This is a genomic window from Enterobacillus tribolii (assembly GCF_003363015.1).
Taxonomy (GTDB): Bacteria; Pseudomonadota; Gammaproteobacteria; order Enterobacterales; family Enterobacteriaceae; genus Enterobacillus; species Enterobacillus tribolii.
Genome location: NZ_QRAP01000005.1, coordinates 344,009 through 359,115, shown reverse-complemented (window position 1 = coordinate 359,115; position 15,107 = coordinate 344,009). Strand labels below are relative to the sequence as shown.

At 58.3% G+C, this 15,107-nt stretch carries 14 protein-coding genes; 7 read left to right on the top strand and 7 right to left on the bottom strand.

Annotated features, from left to right (window positions below; genetic code table 11):
• Positions 1 to 21 precede the first annotated feature (21 nt).
• Entirely contained in the window at positions 22 to 915 is an 894-nt protein-coding gene (locus C8D90_RS12950; RefSeq protein WP_115458861.1) for a pirin family protein, read from the bottom strand.
• A gap of 221 nt (positions 916 to 1,136) precedes the next feature.
• Between C8D90_RS12950 and mgrA the strand changes: the two genes are divergently transcribed.
• Positions 1,137 to 2,171 carry an L-glyceraldehyde 3-phosphate reductase gene (gene mgrA, locus C8D90_RS12945; protein WP_115458860.1) on the top strand — a complete coding sequence of 345 codons (1,035 nt, stop codon included), beginning with the start codon at positions 1,137 to 1,139 and terminating at the stop codon, positions 2,169 to 2,171.
• A gap of 38 nt (positions 2,172 to 2,209) precedes the next feature.
• On the opposite strand, the gene C8D90_RS12940 is transcribed toward mgrA, so the two are convergent.
• Complete coding sequence (locus C8D90_RS12940) at positions 2,210 to 2,851, bottom strand: LysE family translocator (RefSeq protein ID WP_115458859.1); 642 nt, start codon at positions 2,849 to 2,851, stop codon at positions 2,210 to 2,212.
• A gap of 49 nt (positions 2,852 to 2,900) precedes the next feature.
• A complete protein-coding gene (locus C8D90_RS12935) occupies positions 2,901 to 3,725 on the bottom strand; it encodes an AraC family transcriptional regulator (RefSeq protein WP_115458858.1) in 825 nt (274 codons plus the stop codon).
• Positions 3,726 to 4,176: 451 nt separating this feature from the next.
• Here C8D90_RS12935 and C8D90_RS12925 point away from each other — a divergent pair, with 451 nt between their 5' ends.
• The 3 genes from C8D90_RS12925 to C8D90_RS12915 all read left to right on the top strand — a co-directional run bounded on the left by C8D90_RS12925 (position 4,177) and on the right by C8D90_RS12915 (position 5,370).
• Positions 4,177 to 4,440: a YdgH/BhsA/McbA-like domain containing protein gene (locus C8D90_RS12925; RefSeq protein ID WP_115458856.1), complete on the top strand. Its 264-nt coding sequence runs from the start codon at positions 4,177 to 4,179 to the stop codon at positions 4,438 to 4,440.
• 197 nt (positions 4,441 to 4,637) lie between these two features.
• Positions 4,638 to 5,090, top strand: coding sequence for a ribonuclease domain-containing protein (locus C8D90_RS12920; RefSeq protein ID WP_115458855.1), 453 nt, complete (start codon positions 4,638 to 4,640; stop codon positions 5,088 to 5,090).
• Positions 5,091 to 5,094: 4 nt separating this feature from the next.
• Entirely contained in the window at positions 5,095 to 5,370 is a 276-nt protein-coding gene (locus C8D90_RS12915) for a barstar family protein (protein ID WP_115458854.1), read from the top strand.
• 48 nt (positions 5,371 to 5,418) lie between these two features.
• Here C8D90_RS12915 and yjgA read toward each other — a convergent pair whose 3' ends face one another.
• Entirely contained in the window at positions 5,419 to 5,961 is a 543-nt protein-coding gene (gene yjgA, locus C8D90_RS12910) for a ribosome biogenesis factor YjgA (protein ID WP_115458853.1), read from the bottom strand.
• Between the two features lie 178 nt (positions 5,962 to 6,139).
• Between yjgA and pmbA the strand changes: the two genes are divergently transcribed.
• The 3 genes from pmbA to cybC all read left to right on the top strand — a co-directional run bounded on the left by pmbA (position 6,140) and on the right by cybC (position 8,638).
• Entirely contained in the window at positions 6,140 to 7,480 is a 1,341-nt protein-coding gene (gene pmbA, locus C8D90_RS12905) for a metalloprotease PmbA (RefSeq protein ID WP_115458852.1), read from the top strand.
• A gap of 73 nt (positions 7,481 to 7,553) precedes the next feature.
• Positions 7,554 to 8,111: a GNAT family N-acetyltransferase gene (locus C8D90_RS12900; protein ID WP_115458851.1), complete on the top strand. Its 558-nt coding sequence runs from the start codon at positions 7,554 to 7,556 to the stop codon at positions 8,109 to 8,111.
• A gap of 140 nt (positions 8,112 to 8,251) precedes the next feature.
• Positions 8,252 to 8,638, top strand: coding sequence for a cytochrome b562 (gene cybC, locus C8D90_RS12895; protein ID WP_115458850.1), 387 nt, complete (start codon positions 8,252 to 8,254; stop codon positions 8,636 to 8,638).
• 35 nt (positions 8,639 to 8,673) lie between these two features.
• Here cybC and C8D90_RS12890 read toward each other — a convergent pair whose 3' ends face one another.
• From C8D90_RS12890 to C8D90_RS12880, 3 genes are all read right to left on the bottom strand, one after another.
• Positions 8,674 to 10,902, bottom strand: coding sequence for a fimbria/pilus outer membrane usher protein (locus C8D90_RS12890; protein ID WP_115458849.1), 2,229 nt, complete (start codon positions 10,900 to 10,902; stop codon positions 8,674 to 8,676).
• A 92-nt stretch (positions 10,903 to 10,994) separates the two neighbouring features.
• Positions 10,995 to 11,429, bottom strand: coding sequence for a DUF1090 domain-containing protein (locus tag C8D90_RS12885; protein WP_115458848.1), 435 nt, complete (start codon positions 11,427 to 11,429; stop codon positions 10,995 to 10,997).
• A gap of 164 nt (positions 11,430 to 11,593) precedes the next feature.
• Complete coding sequence (locus tag C8D90_RS12880; RefSeq protein WP_115458847.1) at positions 11,594 to 15,091, bottom strand: response regulator; 3,498 nt, start codon at positions 15,089 to 15,091, stop codon at positions 11,594 to 11,596.
• Positions 15,092 to 15,107: the final 16 nt, after the last annotated feature.

Sequence of the window (15,107 nt, the reverse complement as noted above, 5' to 3'; positions counted from 1 at the left end):
ATTGACGAAAAAATAAAAAAGTCAGGGCATCTGCGGCGCGGGCGTCGGTGCCTGCGTATCGCCGGCGACCTCGCCGAAGCGGCCGCTGTTTTCATTCCAGTCGTCCACAGCCTGTTGAAGTTCTTGTTTGCTGCGTCCGACGAAGTTCCACCACATCATGACGTTTTCGCCCAGCGGTTCCCCGCCCAGCAACAGGATGCGGGCGCCGGGGCTCAGGGCGACGTTTAATTTGGTATGGTTGAGCCCCAGATAGGCCAGCTCGTCCTGAATAAATACTTCTTCGTTAAGCCGGATCTCTCCCTCCAGCACGAAAACGCCGTATTCGAAGTCCCCGCGCAGCGCCAGCGTTACGTCCGCCTGATGCTGTGCGGAAGCGTCTACCGCGACCAGCGGCGAGAAGCTGAGCGTCGGGGCTTTATAAGCGTCGAATTCGCCCGTCAGCAACGTGTAGTGAACGCCCTGAAGCTGCCACTGCGGCAGCCGGGGATAGTGATCGAAACGCGGAGCTATATTCTTTACGGCTTCGGGAAGGGCGATCCAGAGCTGGGCGGCGTGCAATTGACGCTCGCCCGGCACCGAATTCTCCGAATGTGCGATGCCACGGCCGGCGGTCATCAGGTTCACCTGACCGGGACGGATAATTTGTTCGTAACCCAGGCTGTCACGGTGCAGCAGCTCGCCCTGCAACATCCAGGTGAAAGTTTGCAGGCCGGTGTGCGGATGCGGGCCGACGTGCATGGCATCGGCGTCGCCGCGGAATACGGAAGGACCCGCGTGATCGAGAAAACACCACGCGCCGATCAGGCGGCGTTCCTTCACCGGCAAGGCGCGGGCCACCGGGATACCGCCGACATCTTTGATCCGGGACGTTATCCGTTGAACGGCGGGGGTTTCCACATTTTTTTCGTTGGCCATGACCGACTCCGTTATCACCGCGGTGACGAATGATTCTATCCTATAATGCCAGACATTAAGCAGACCAGCTTTTCAGCGAACGACAAATTAAAAAAATTTAATGCTTGAAATCCCTGCTTATTCGTGGCGCTATTTTGAGCGCCAGCTTGCCGTGAAGTGACAGAAATGTAAAATAGAAATACTGTTTCGAAAATACACTTCTCAGGCGCAAGGAGTCCCACATGCCTTACAATGCAGATCCTTCCCGATACGAACAGATGCAATACCGTTACTGCGGCCGCAGTGGCCTGCAGCTTCCCGCGCTTTCGCTGGGGTTGTGGCACAACTTCGGCGGCATCAGTACGCTGGAGTCGCAGCGGGCGTTGTTGCGTAAAGCGTTTGATCTGGGGATAACCCATTTCGATCTGGCGAATAACTACGGGCCGCCGCCGGGCTCCGCCGAAGAGAATTTCGGGCGTTTGATGCGCGAAGACTTCAGACCTTACCGGGATGAGTTAATTATCTCGACGAAGGCGGGCTATCTGATGTGGCCGGGGCCGTACGGTCAGGGGAGTTCGCGCAAATATCTGCTGTCCAGCTTGGACCAAAGCCTGAAGCGCATGGGGCTGGACTACGTTGATATCTTCTATTCTCACCGCGTGGATGAAAATACCCCGATGGAAGAGACGGCGGGCGCGCTGGCGCAGGCGGTGCGCAGCGGCAAGGCGCTGTATGTGGGGATCTCCTCGTATGCGGCGCCGCGTACCCGCGAGATGGTCGAACTCCTGAAGGCATGGAAGATTCCGCTGCTGATTCATCAGCCGTCTTACAGCATTCTCAACCGTTGGGTGGAGACGACCGGGTTGCTGGATACGCTGGGCGATACGGGCGTGGGCTGTATCGCGTTTTCGCCGCTGGCGCAGGGGATGCTGACGGACAAATACCTCAACGGCATTCCGCAGGATTCGCGCATGGTGCGCGAGGCGGGAGGTTCGCTCAAAGAGTCGATGCTGACGCCGGAGAACCTGAAAAGCATCAAAATGCTGCATGAGATGGCGCAGCAGCGCGGCCAGTCGCTGGCGCAGATGGCGCTGAGCTGGGTGCTGAAGGATGAGCGGGTGACGTCCGTGCTGATCGGCGCCAGCCGTCCGGAGCAGTTGGAAGAAAACTGTGCGGCGCTGAAGAACCTGAGCTTCAGCCGCGAGGAGTTGGAAAATATCGATCGCCACGTGGCGGACGGTAAGCTGAATATCTGGAAGGCGTCGTCCGATCGCTGAGTTGTCGTGGCGTTAATGCCGGCCCGCCGGGGCCGGCATTAACGCCAAAGAAACGTCAGCAGTATCCAACCGCCGAACCCGGCCAATACCGCGCCGGCCAGGCGTTCAATCACCGGTATATACCCCGTCAGGCGTGCCTGAACGCCCGGCAAACCTATCAGCCATACCATCATCAGATCCCAGAGCAAAACGACGCCGGTCATCCAGACGCCGCAGGTAGCCTGCTGCAACAGCGTGACGTTCGCTCCCAGGATGGAAGTCATCAGCGCCAGATAGAACAGCGCATTTTTAGGGTTAAGCAGGGAGGAACCCAGGCCGAGCAGGATCTGACGGGAGAAGGCAGGAAATGCCGCCGTGGTGCCGTCGGCGGTGAACGCCGCGGGTCGGCTGCGCATCAGGCGGCTGCCGATCCACAGTAAGTATCCGGCGCCGGTCAGCTCGATGACGGTAAACAGCGCCGGCGCATGCCGCAGGCCGCTCCAGCCGAGGATCGCCAGCATGATGTAGAGGGCGTTGCCTGATGCGATACCGAGGCATAACCCCGCGCTGCCGCGCATACGGTAACGGACGGCATAGCCGGTGAGCAGGAAAAAGTCGGGGCCGGGGCTGAGCAGGGCAACGAAATGAGAAAGCGCCAGCACGGGAAAGGCGGGCGGAATAAGCAGGTTGAATATGTCCATAGCGACCTCGGAATGCGATTACCGGATCACTGTAAGGCAGGGGGAAGGCTCAGGAATTGTCAGATATTGATCGTCGCCCGGCATATTGGCCCGGCGTTGAGGCGGTGTAATTTACGAACGTTTTGTGGAAGTGACTTTGATCGGCAAAGCCGCTCTGGTAGCCGACGTCGGTAATGTCATCGCCTGCCCGCAGGCGTTCCCGGGCGAATTCCACCCGTGCGTTGCTGAGAAATGCGCCCGGCGTCAGGCCGGTTTCACGCCGGAAGTGCCTGATCAACGTTTCTTTGCGCAGGGAAAATTCACCGGCCAACTGATCCAGCGTCGGTGGAGACTGTAAATCCGCCAGCAGGCGTGTTTGCAAGCGCTCACTGTACGGCAGAGTGTTCGCCGCTTTTGAGACGCCCAGCCCGGGCAGCGATTGCAGCAGGGCGCTCAGCCGTTGCGGTAATACGTCAGTCTGTTGTTGTGTCATCAGGTCGACAATGTCCAGGTACTCCTGAAACAGCCGGGGATCGCGGATGATGGCGGGAGGACAATGCAGCGCCGTTCCCCCGGAAGAATGCCAGGGGGCCAGCTGAGACAGGCACCACTCCGGCTTGAGATAAAGCATATGATAGCTGCGCGTGCCGCCGCCGACCGGATTGCAGCTATGAACGGCGTTGGGAGCGATTAAAATCAGGTCGCCTTCATGCAGATGATATTTCCTGCCCTGACAAACGCTGTGCGTCTCTCCCTGAACGATAGCGCCGAGAGAAAGCTGAGGATGCGTGTGCCGTTTATACGCGTGATGGCTATGCCAGGTCGAACGCAACTCCGCATAAGGTATGGCCGGGGAACGCCGGAAGGATTGCGTTATGTGGCGGGGGGTTGGCATAGCGGATATTCCTTTGGCTATTTTTTCCGGCAAACCTTATCTGTATCTCATTAAATTCATTATGGCAATATATAAGATATCTCTTATATTAATTTATAATATAAAAAGCGGTATTTTTGACATTTTATGCGTTTGTTTTGTGAATTTTGAGATGTTTGGGCATTTTGATAAAACCTGATTAATTTCATTATGTTGTGATCGATTTGTGCGCGTCTTTATTTATTTGACAATACTTATTAAGTGACGGATATGAATGTCAATAAAGATAATCCTTTTTGTTTTTCATGGTGTTATCTCATCACTTTTCTTTATTTTTACCTTTTTTAAGTAATGTGACTATTCTGAATTAAAATAATAAAGAAAATTGCGTGAAAGGAGATATTGTACTAGCTTTTGTGTGTGTATTGTTAACCGAATGTTTATTAATGATTCTTACCAACAGGAGTGATGCATGAAGGCGTTCAAACTGATAACAACAGCGGTACTGGTAAGTGCAGTGTCTTTCGGTGCCATCGCGGCAGAAGAAATTACTAAAGAAGAAGCGGCAAAATACACCAAGATCGGTACAGTGACGACGACGGCGGAGGCAACCTCGCCGATGGATGCCAAAGAGGAACTGTCGAAACTGGCCGATGAGAAAGGCGGAAAATATTACGTGATCATTGCCGGCCGTGAACATGGTCGCGTCAGCGCCGTTGCTGACGTTTATAAGTAAGCACTCCCTCACGTCGGGAAAACCTGTTTTCCCGCCGTTTACCCTTTCTCCCTGATGTCATTCAGCGCGGATTCTTCCGCGCTGATTTCTTTCCCGTCGGCTATTATCATTGTCAGAAACGGTGCATCGTCGCCGTGTCATGCTTGTTTCATTTTTTTTGATTATGATTTGGCGGACTTTGCCGAAACGGGGTAGATATGACAAAACGAACATGGATAGTACTGCTGGTCGTTCTGGTACTGGCCGGTATGGCATGGATGAACCTGCGCGGCAACGCGGAGGTCCGCGCCGACGAGGACGCCGGGAGCACGGAAAGCATCGAGCAGCTTACCCGGCAGGACAAGGTGGTGAGTTACGTACAGCAACACCAGCGTCTGCCGGATTACTATATAACCAAGAAGCAGGCCCGCAGCGCCGGCTGGGACGCGCGCTCCGGCAACCTGTGCGACGTTTTGCCCGGCCGGGCGATTGGCGGCGATCGTTTCGCTAACCGTGAAGGGCGTTTACCGGATAAGGCCAAACGGGTATGGCGCGAGGCTGATATCAATTACCGCTGCGGGCGGCGTGACGCCGATCGTTTGCTTTATTCCAGTGACGGCCTGATTTACGTCACCAAGGATCACTATCGTAACTTTATCCGTGTGGAGTGATCGCATGACCAGGGTGAGCTTTGATTTCAGTGAAATTCCCGATTTTCCGGCATTTTATAGACAGTTTGCGCAGAAGTTCGCCTTACCGGACGGATTCGGGGAAAACCTGGATGCCCTATGGGACGTCGTGACCGGAGGCATCGGCCTGCCGGTGGAGGTTGAATTCGTCAACCTGAGCGCCCATAAAAAGCGTCGTTTCGGCGCGCTGGTGCTGCTGTTCGAAGAGGCTGAAGAAGAACTGGAAGGCGACCTGCGCTTTAATATCCGCCCCAGGGCGTAACGGCGGGAGAAAGCGCCGGCAGCGGCACGGGCCGCCGCCGGGATAAGGCTAATTCCCTTCAGACAGTTCGCGCAGGTACTGAAAAATCTGGCGGGCGGACTTGGGCGGTTTATTCGCGGCTTTTTCTTTTTGCGCGTTACGCACCAATGAGCGCAGCTGCTGGCGGTCGGCCTGCGGATACAGCTCCAGCACCACGGGGATGACGTCGTCCCCTTCGGCGATCAGGCGGTCGCGCAGCTGTTCCAGCTTGTGAAACAGGGCAACCTGCTGGTTGTGGCGGTTTTTCAGCTTATCCAGCGCGATTTGGATCGGTTCCGGATCGCGGGCGCGCAACAGTTTGCCGATCAACTGCAACTGGCGGCGGCGGCCTTCTCTGGTAATGCGTTGCGCCAGCTCAATCGCGCTACGCAAATCCTCGTCCAGCGGAATGCGGTCCAGCGAGTTTTTGCCCAGCTCAACCAGCTCTGCGCCAAGATCTTTCAGCGCTTCGGCATCGCGTTTAATTTCGCTTTTGCTGACCCAGATAATCTCTTCGTCTTCTTCCTCTTCAGGAAGCTCATCGAGCCACTCTTCATCGGGGTGTTTGTTCATGATCGGGCTCCGCAACGTTATCGGTAAAGAGGGTGATCCTATCAGGTTGACGGGGGGATTATCCAGTGCGCATGACGGTGGGCAGTGCGAAATTCCCCGAACTTCCTGATACACTCAGCGAAGGAAAGCCGGATTATGCCTCCGGTTCATTTTTATCCTCAATGACGACGGCGGATCGATGAAGATAGTCACTCAGGTTGCAGAACAGCGCAAGGCGTTGGAAGAGGCGGTGTCACGGGCGTTGGAGCTGGCGCGTGCGGGAGCGGACGGCGCTGAGGTGTCAGTGACCCGTACCACCGGTATCGGCGTGAGCACCCGCTTCGGCGAAGTGGAAAACGTAGAGTTCAACAGCGACGGCGCGCTGGGTATTACGGTGTACCACCAGCAGCGTAAGGGCAGTGCGTCTTCCACCGATTTAAGTCCGGAGGCGATTGCCCGTACGGTGCAGGCCGCGCTGGACATCGCCCGCTATACGTCGCCCGATCCCTGCGCCGGCGTGGCCGAGCGGGATTTGCTGGCGTTTGAGGCGCCCGATCTCGACCTGTTCCACCCCTGCGAACTTGACGCCGAGCGGGGTATTGAACTGGCCGCGCGCGCCGAGCAGGCGGCTTTAGAGGCCGATGAGCGCATCACCAATACCGAAGGCGGCAGCTTCAACAGCCATTACGGCATCAAGGTGTTCGGGAATACGGAAGGGATGCTGCAAAGCTACTGTTCCACGCGCCATTCGATCTCCTGCTGTGTGATTGCCGAGCATAACGGCGACATGGAGCGTGATTACGCCTACACCATCGGCCGTGACATTCACGATCTGGACACGCCGGAAGCGGTCGGCGCAGAGTGCGCGCGCCGTACGCTGGCGCGTCTCAGCCCGCGCCGTCTGGCGACGATGCAGGCGCCGGTGATGTTCAGCGCTGAGGTGGCGACCGGGCTGTTCGGCCATCTGGTCGGCGCTATCAGCGGGGGCAGCGTTTACCGTAAATCGACGTTTTTGCTCGATAGCCTGGGGAAACAGATTCTGCCGGACTGGCTGACCATCAGCGAGCACCCGCATTTGCTGAAAGGGCTGGCGTCTACGCCGTTCGACAGCGAAGGCGTTCGTACTCTGGAGCGGAATATCGTTGAGAACGGCGTGTTGCAGACCTGGCTGATGACCAGCTATTCGGCGCGCAAGCTGGGGTTGCAAAGCACCGGCCACGCCGGCGGCATCCATAACTGGCGCATTGCGGGCAACGGCGGCGACTTTAACGCCATGCTGAAAAAGCTGGATAAGGGCCTGCTGGTTACCGAATTGATGGGCCAGGGCGTCAGCGGTGTGACCGGTGACTATTCGCGCGGCGCGGCGGGATTCTGGGTGGAAAACGGCGAGATCCAGTACCCGGTAAGCGAAATTACCATCGCGGGGAACCTGAAAGAGATGTGGGGGAACCTGGTCGCCCTCGGCAACGATATTGAAACCCGCAGTAATATTCAGTGCGGCTCGGCGCTGCTGGCGTCGATGCGGATTGCCGGGGAATAAGCGCCGTAAGAAGGATCATCCGGCGGCGTGGTTTATTCCGACGCCGCCACAGAGAAAATTCGATGGGTCACTGATGGAACTGCTGCTCACTACCTCACGCCTGACTTTGCGTAAATTCACGCATGCCGATTTACCGGGTTTCATCCGTTATCGCAGTAATCCCGCCGTTGCCCGCTTTCAGACCTGGGAAAACTACACGCGGGAAGACGCGGAAGCGTTTTATGCGCAGCAGCTTCCCCTCGCATTCAACACCGTGGGGAGCTGGTTTCAGATTGCGGTGGTGCGCACGGAAGACGGCGTACTGCTCGGCGACGTCGCCGTTCACTTTATTGATGAAGGCAGGCAGGCTGAGCTGGGCATGACATTTGATGAGCCATTCCAGCGGCAGGGATATGCCAGGGAAGCGCTTACGGCGGTTATTACGCTGTTGTTTGAGCAGCTTAACAAGCACCGGCTTGTTGCTACCATCGACGCCAGAAACGACCGCGCAGCCCGTCTCCTGGAAAAACTCGGCTTTCGCCGCGAGGCGCACTTCCGGCAGAATATCTTTTTTAAAGGCGGGTGGGGGGACGAGTACGCTTACGGACTGTTGCGCAGCGAATGGGAAAATGCCCCGTTGTCCGCCTGCTGACGCTCCCGCCATTCCCGTGCGGGTCGGTCATCACGCCCGCCCTCATGTATGTTCATGTAAATCCTCTTGCCCTGCTTTCCGCTCTCCCCTATGTTAATCATCGTGAGTAATTGTTAAGAATAAATCATAAGGACCCCATTATGCGTAAAACTTTACTGGCTATCGTGGCCGTTGCGTTGTTTAGCGGTAATGCTCTCGCCGCCTCTGTTGATGTCGGTGATGCTATGGATGATCTTGCCGAACATTACAAAGCGGCGCTGAAAGCGGAGAACGCCCAGGACTTTAAACAAGCTCTGGAAGGAATGAAAACGGCGGCCAACGAGGCCAAACAGGGCACGCCGCCCAAGCTGGAAAAGGAAGCTGCGGACAGCGAGAAAATGAAGGATTATCACCACGGCCTTGACGTGTTGATCGGCCAGATCGATAAAGCGGAGCAACTGGCGGACGCTGGCCAGCTCACGCAGGCGAAGCAGGCTGCGGAGAACTTTAAAGAAACGCGCAATACTTATCACAAGAAATATAAGTAGGCTGCGCATCATCGCGCCGGCGTGATAGTAAGCGCTCACCGGGGAGGGGGGACCGGCGCCTCTCCCTCAGCGTTTCCATCTTCATCTTCACCTTCCTCATCTTCAGACCACTCCACGCTCAGGAAACGGGCAAACGCAACGGCGCCCGCCGTGGGCACGACGTCCACTTCTTCCAGCGGCAGCGTCATATTCTCCGGCAGATTGAGGGTATCCGGCGTAATGCGGTTGACGCGGTATGGCGTCATATAGCTGACCAGCGCATAGCCGTTTTTGTCGGTGGTGACGCCGAACTGGTTGTCTATGCCGATGCCGGCCGTGCCGGGAATTTCCACCAGCGCCATGGTATCGCCCAGCGTTTGGCCCAGGGTCACGCCGCCCGGATGAACCATCACGCTGCCGGTGACGTCTGCGTCGTATTGCCGTGAGTGCGGCCGCTGCGTGGTGCCCAGGCGTATTTCCCCGGCGTTGTGTTGGTAATCCAGGTTGGCGAGCAGGCTGCCGTGCTTTTCCGCGTTGTAAGCGGTGCCGAGCTGATAACGCAGGCTGTAGTCGTCCAGCGCGGAGCCGTTAATCGTGGTCAGCGCTTCGCGCGCGCTTTTGCGGTTCGCCGCGGTATATTCGGTATTAAGACGCATGCCGCGCCCGCGATCTTCGCCCAGGAAAACGGAGAAGGGGATGCTGACGGTAAAGTTGACCTCTTTGTTGCCGCGCAACCCCGGCGCTTTGTCATAGCTGGCGTAGATGCTGTAGTCCACGTCACGGAAGGTGTCGGAATAGCCCAGCATCATGCTGTGCTCTTTTCCGCCCCGGCGGAAGGCCTCCTGCCAGTAGGTCAGGTAGAGGTTGCCGTCCTGCCACAGGTTTTGGTTCAGGTTTAGCTCGGCGCGCCAGCGTTTTTCCGGATCTTCGTCGCCGTCCCAGTTGCCGTTGTCGTCCCAGTCCCACCACCAGGTTTTTTGCTGATTAACCGCCTGCTGGAAGCTGCGGTAGCGCCGTCCTGCGGGATAATAGCGTAGCTGCATGCTGATGCTGGTGCCGGTGTCGAAAAAGGCTTTTGCGTAGCGCAGGCGGTAGCTTTCGCCGCGATCGTCGCTTTTGCGGCGCGGCTGGGTGGCGCGGGAGTGGGTTACGTCCAGGGAGAGCGCCCCCCACGTTCCCAGATTTTTACCGATGCCCAGCGCCTGCGAGTCATACAGCGAGGTGTGTATCACGCCGCCGAACAGCGAAAAGTTGCCCGGCAGGCCGGCGAAGAGCGCGCCCTGCACGAAGGCCGGGCGGGGCAGTTCGCTGCCGCGCCAGGGTTTGTAGTGCCCGTAGACCAACTGATAATTGACGTTTCCTTCATGCACCAGGTTCGGCATGGAGGCGTAAGGGACGATCCTGACGCTCTCCGTTCCGTCGCTCTCCTTCACCGTAATCTCCAGATCGCCGTTGGCTTCGGGCGGGTAGATGTTGTCCAGGGTGAAGACGCCCGGAAAGACGAAGGTGCGGTAAACCACTTCGCCGCGCTGGCGCAGCGTGACTTCGGCGTTACTTTTGGCAAACCCTTTAATTCTGGGAGAAAACGCACGCCAGCGGTCGGGCAGCATGCTCTCGTCGCTGTTCAGCATCACGCCGCGAAAGGAGACGCTGTCGAACAGGTCGGAAGGCGTATCGCCTTCGCCGGCCAGGAAGCGGCTGCGCCAGCTCTGGATGTTGCGACCCAGGCTGAAGCGGCGGGTGTAGGACGTGCGTTCGCCGGTTTTCTCCCGCAGCATGCTGTTCTGGTAACGCAGACGCCAGGGGCCGACGTTCAGGCCGGAATCCAGCTCCAGCCAGGCGTTGCTGTTTTTGGGCTCGTATTCGCTGCGGGTGGCGTTGTCCCAGGTGTAGTTGAGGTGGTAGTTGACGAACAGCGCGGTAATGCCTTCGTCCCAGCGGCTGGTGCTGACGCCGTTGGGGCGGATTTCCACGTCTTTTTCCGGAAACGTAAAGGTAATGAGCTGCGCGATTCTGTCGTAGTAATAGTGGGTTTCCGGCGGCAGCGCGGCGCGGGAAAGACAGGTATCCGGTGTCGGAACGACCTGTGCCAGCAGTTGTTCGCGCAGGCCCCATTCTTCCAGCAGCGGGCGGCGCAGACAGGGGAAATCTTCGTTAAAATCGAGCAGCAGCTCGCCTTTATATTCGTCGTTAACCAATACCCAGACGCGTTGGGCCTCCGCGAGCACGGGCGCGGGCGCCGCCAGCAGGGCGTGGAGTATCAGGCATGACGTCAGGCGACGCATAAGGGCAATATCCGGCGGATGCACGTAAAGACCCCGCGGCAGGACTACCGCGGGGCCGGCTTATAATGCGTAACAGATTGGATACGGCGGAATTACTTCATCGCAGCCAGTTGAGCGCGTGCAGCTTTCAGCTCTGCCTGCAGCTCTTTCAGCTCAGCTTGCTTCTCAGTCAGTTTGCTCTGGTATTTAGCCACTTTCTTCGCATCGCCTTTGGCTTTTGCTTTGTTCAGATCGGCTTTGATTTCGCTGATGTCAGCTTTTTTATCTGCGATTTTGTTTTCCAGTTTCTGCACTTTCTTTTCTGCGTCTTTGGCTACGCTGTCGTTGGTGCAGTATGCGTTGACGTTCGCCAGCGCTTTTTTCAGGCCCATTACTTTGTTGTAGTTACCGTACTGCTCGGCGATACGGATTTGGTTTTCCAGCGCAGCGCGCTTGGCATTGCAGTCTTCGTAAGCGTGAGCGGCAGACATGGTGCCCAGACCAGCGATCATAGCGATGGACAGCAGGGTGCGTTTGGTAAATTTCATTTTGTAAACTCCATTTCAGGTCATCAGTACTTCAATTGGCGCACGACCGGCTAATCCGCCGGCGTGCAATCTTCAGCCATAACGATACGTACTGTGCCTGTGTAAGCTCAATGGGCTTGCTTCCTAAGCTCGGGGTAGGCATGGACTACTTCACTGTAGTCCATTCATGATGACATGTTTTGAAAGGCGCTCAGCTCGTCGCTCAGTAGCCCGGCTTCCTGGCGCAGTGCGTCAAGGGGAGGGGCTTCCGGCGCGGCTTCGGCCTGCCGGCACAGGGCGATCAGCGGCGCAGCGCCGATCAACGACAGCCCGCCGCGCAGCTTGTGCATTGCTTCTTTCAGGGTAGCCGTGCCGGGGGCGCCGTCAAGCACGAGCAGCGCTTCTTCGATGGCCTCGATTTGCAGCCGGACAAAGGCTTCCCGGTTCTCCGGTGTCAGCAGCTCCGCGGGTATCTGCTCCGGGGAGAAATGCTGCCAGGCGTGGACCGGCAGGGCGGGCAGCGTAGCCAGCTTTTCGGAGAGGGTGTTGATGCTGATGGGCTTGAACAAGCAGTCATCCATGCCTGCCTGTAAGCACTCTTCCCGCACCGCGCGCTGGGCGTTGGCGGTCAGCCCCCAGATGGTGATGTCCGCGGCATAGCGCTGGCGCAGGGTGCGCGTTAGCTCGTAGCCGCTCATGCGCGGCATGTTGCAGTCGGTGATGATCAGATCCGGCGTCTGTTGTTCCAGTAATGCCAGCGCCTGTGCGCCATCGCTGGCGCACAGGACGCGGTGGCCGAGGTACTGAAGCTGGTGGGTCAGCAGCATGCGTCCGGCCGGATGATCTTCCACGATCAGGATCAGGCGCGACGGATTTTCCGGCGCTTGCGCCGGCGCAGACACCGGCAGCAGATCCAGGTGCGTAAGGCGGGGAACGCGCAGCCGGACATTGACGTCCGTGCCGATGCCCGGCTGGCTGGTCAGGGTGATGTCGCCCTCCATCATCTGCGCCAGGGTGCGGCAGATATACAGCCCCAGCCCCGCGCCCTGGCGCGTTGCCGGCATGTCGCCCTGCTGGAACGGGCGGAACAGGCGGGACTGCGTGTCCTGATCGATACCGCAGCCGCTGTCCTGCACGCTCAGCACCAGGTAGAGGCTGGTGGAGTCTTCGCGTTCGGGCGCGGCCCGCAGCAGGATGCGCCCGGACTGGGTGAATTTGATGGCGTTGCTCAGCAGGTTGGAAACAATCTGCTTGAAGCGCACGGGGTCGATCAGCACGTCGCCGCTGATTTCGCTGTCGATCTCCAACTGAAACAGCAATCCCCGCTGGCGCGCCAGCCCTTCAAACATCGCCGCCACGGACTCGATCAACTGGCGGATATTGGCACGCTCCGGGTGCAGCACCAGGCGGTCGGATTCGATGCGCGAGACGTCCAGAATGTCGCCGATCAGGATCAACAGCGAGTTCGCCGACTCATAGGCGGTGTGGATGGCGTCCCAGTCCGGCTGATTCGCCGACTTCCGGCGCAGCACCAGTTCCAGCATGCCGATAATGGCGCTCATCGGCGTGCGGATTTCATGGCTCATGGTCGCCAGGAACGTACTCTTGGCGCGGTTGGCTTTATCCGCCGCGCTTTTGGCCTTCTTCAGTTCGCTGATCAGGTTTTGCTGAGCGGTAATGTCGATCCAGCCGCCGATGTAGCCGGTGGCCTGGCCGTCCGGCGTCAGCATCAGTTCATTCCAGAACTGCAATGAGATTTTCTTGTCGGCCCGCTCGGTTTCGATCAGCCGGGAAGAGGGCAGAATGCGGGTATGCGCGTCGTCCAATTGCACCGGCAGCAGCGTCGAGAGGTGTTTGCCCAGCGTTTCTTCGCGGGGCAGCGACAGCGCGTTGAGGAAGCGATCGTTGACGTAGCGGATACGGCCTTTGAAATCCGTGGCATAGGCGGGCAGCGGCAGTGTGTCGAGAATGCTGCGGGCGATCTGGCGGTTGTACCGTTTCAGGCGAAAAGCGTACCAGGCCAGCAGCAGGCAGAACAGGCTCAGTACGCCGGCGGCGGCGGGCAGCCACCAGGGGGTAACGCGTTTTTCCGGGCGCGGGCCGATATTTCCGGGAAGGTTGGCGTTGGTGTACCAGTTATGGGTGATGGTATGCAGATCCTCCGGCGGGATGTTCAGCAACGTTTTGTCGAGGATGGTCGCCAGCGGGTAGTTGTTGGCGGCGACCGCCAGCACGAAGCGGGCCGGTTCGACGTCCAGGCTGTCGTTAATCCGCAGGGTGTCTGAATAGTAGTGAGACACCAGAAAATCCGCGTTAATCAGCGGCATAATGGCGATATCCGCCAATCCCAGTCTCAGCTGTTCCAGCGCGGCGCGCAGCGTTTCCTGGCGCGTTACCGGGCTGCCCGGATACAGCTCCGCCAGTGTGGCGTCCGGTTCTCCGCCTGTCAGGACGGCAAGCCGGGGCGGGCCTTTGTGCTTAAGCTCATTCTTGCGGCGTACTTCGGCCCAGGAGTTAAAGAGAAAAGTGCGGGTGGTCAGCAAGCCATTTTTGCTGGCGCTGTTGTAAAGCGAGTTGATCAGGATATCCGCTTCGCCCGAGGCGATGGCTTCCTGCGCCTGGTGCAAAGAGGCGTAGCGTTCGGGGATGAACTGGACGGCCGTGCGGGTGGCGAGGGCGGTGATAATGTCTTCTGCAATGCCGCGCAGGGTGCCCTTGCTGTCGAAGAAGCTGATGGGGGCCAGATCGTCGACGATCGCGACCTTCAGCGCCGGGTGTTTTTCCAGCCAGCGCCGCTCCAGCGTGGTGAACAACAGGTTGCGGTTCCCCATCGACAGCGGAACACCGCCGTCCCAGCGGCGCTGGATGTCGGCCCGGATGTTGCCGGGAATCGCCGCCAGCAGCTTGTTGAAGATGGTAATCAGGGTTTGATTTTCCGGCAGGGCGGCGAAAGAAAACCCTCTGATGTTAACGTCGGGAATCGGCCGGATGCTGAGGTTGCGCAGGTTGGCCTGATTGACGATGTACTGGGCGCCGGCGATGTCGCCGACGAATAAATCGAGCTGGCGGAACGAGAGCGACTCCAGGGCGTGGCGGGTGGACGTTACTTTCGTCCGGGTCGCCTCCGGATAGCGCTTCAGCAGTTCTGCGTTGTCGGCGTACAGCGGATCGATGGCGATGCGCAGGTCGCGCCGAGTATTGGTGGAATCAATGTTCATCACCATCGCGGGCACGGTAGGCAGGTAGGGCGTACTCAGGATCAGCCCTTCGTTGCGTTCACGCTCGGAGGCCAGCACCAGATAATCAATCTGGCGGGTGCGGATGGCGTTCAGCGCCGAATTGTAATCCGGATAGTAGTAAACCTTGGTCTGAATATTCAGGTTGCGGCCGATAAGCTGGGCATAGTCCGCGCTGATGCCGCTGTAGTCATGGCTGCCGGAGGTAATGTCGTAGGGCGGAGAGTTCGGCGCCCAGGTGCCCAGCCGCAAGACGCGCTTCTTGCGCAGCCAGCGCCACTCGTCGTCGCTGAGATCTATGTCGGCCAGCATCATGGCGCTGTGACCGACCAGGATGAGTTCCTGATAAGACGCGGGGGTGTTTTCGGCGCGGGTGTGGGGCGTACCGCAAAACAGGAACGTCAGCAGGAGAAGCGAAAACAGCGGAAACGAAAAGCGGCGGCTCATGGTTTTTCCATTAATT

What these genes read in the sequence shown, in the direction of transcription:
- C8D90_RS12950 (WP_115458861.1), bottom strand. Translation starts at nt 915, where the DNA reads ATGGCCAACGAAAAAAATGTGGAAACCCCCGCCGTTCAACGGATAACG.
- mgrA (WP_115458860.1), top strand. Translation starts at nt 1,137, where the DNA reads ATGCCTTACAATGCAGATCCTTCCCGATACGAACAGATGCAATACCGT.
- C8D90_RS12940 (WP_115458859.1), bottom strand. Translation starts at nt 2,851, where the DNA reads ATGGACATATTCAACCTGCTTATTCCGCCCGCCTTTCCCGTGCTGGCG.
- C8D90_RS12935 (WP_115458858.1), bottom strand. Translation starts at nt 3,725, where the DNA reads ATGCCAACCCCCCGCCACATAACGCAATCCTTCCGGCGTTCCCCGGCC.
- C8D90_RS12925 (WP_115458856.1), top strand. Translation starts at nt 4,177, where the DNA reads ATGAAGGCGTTCAAACTGATAACAACAGCGGTACTGGTAAGTGCAGTG.
- C8D90_RS12920 (WP_115458855.1), top strand. Translation starts at nt 4,638, where the DNA reads ATGACAAAACGAACATGGATAGTACTGCTGGTCGTTCTGGTACTGGCC.
- C8D90_RS12915 (WP_115458854.1), top strand. Translation starts at nt 5,095, where the DNA reads ATGACCAGGGTGAGCTTTGATTTCAGTGAAATTCCCGATTTTCCGGCA.
- yjgA (WP_115458853.1), bottom strand. Translation starts at nt 5,961, where the DNA reads ATGAACAAACACCCCGATGAAGAGTGGCTCGATGAGCTTCCTGAAGAG.
- pmbA (WP_115458852.1), top strand. Translation starts at nt 6,140, where the DNA reads ATGAAGATAGTCACTCAGGTTGCAGAACAGCGCAAGGCGTTGGAAGAG.
- C8D90_RS12900 (WP_115458851.1), top strand. Translation starts at nt 7,554, where the DNA reads ATGGAACTGCTGCTCACTACCTCACGCCTGACTTTGCGTAAATTCACG.
- cybC (WP_115458850.1), top strand. Translation starts at nt 8,252, where the DNA reads ATGCGTAAAACTTTACTGGCTATCGTGGCCGTTGCGTTGTTTAGCGGT.
- C8D90_RS12890 (WP_115458849.1), bottom strand. Translation starts at nt 10,902, where the DNA reads ATGCGTCGCCTGACGTCATGCCTGATACTCCACGCCCTGCTGGCGGCG.
- C8D90_RS12885 (WP_115458848.1), bottom strand. Translation starts at nt 11,429, where the DNA reads ATGAAATTTACCAAACGCACCCTGCTGTCCATCGCTATGATCGCTGGT.
- C8D90_RS12880 (WP_115458847.1), bottom strand. Translation starts at nt 15,091, where the DNA reads ATGAGCCGCCGCTTTTCGTTTCCGCTGTTTTCGCTTCTCCTGCTGACG.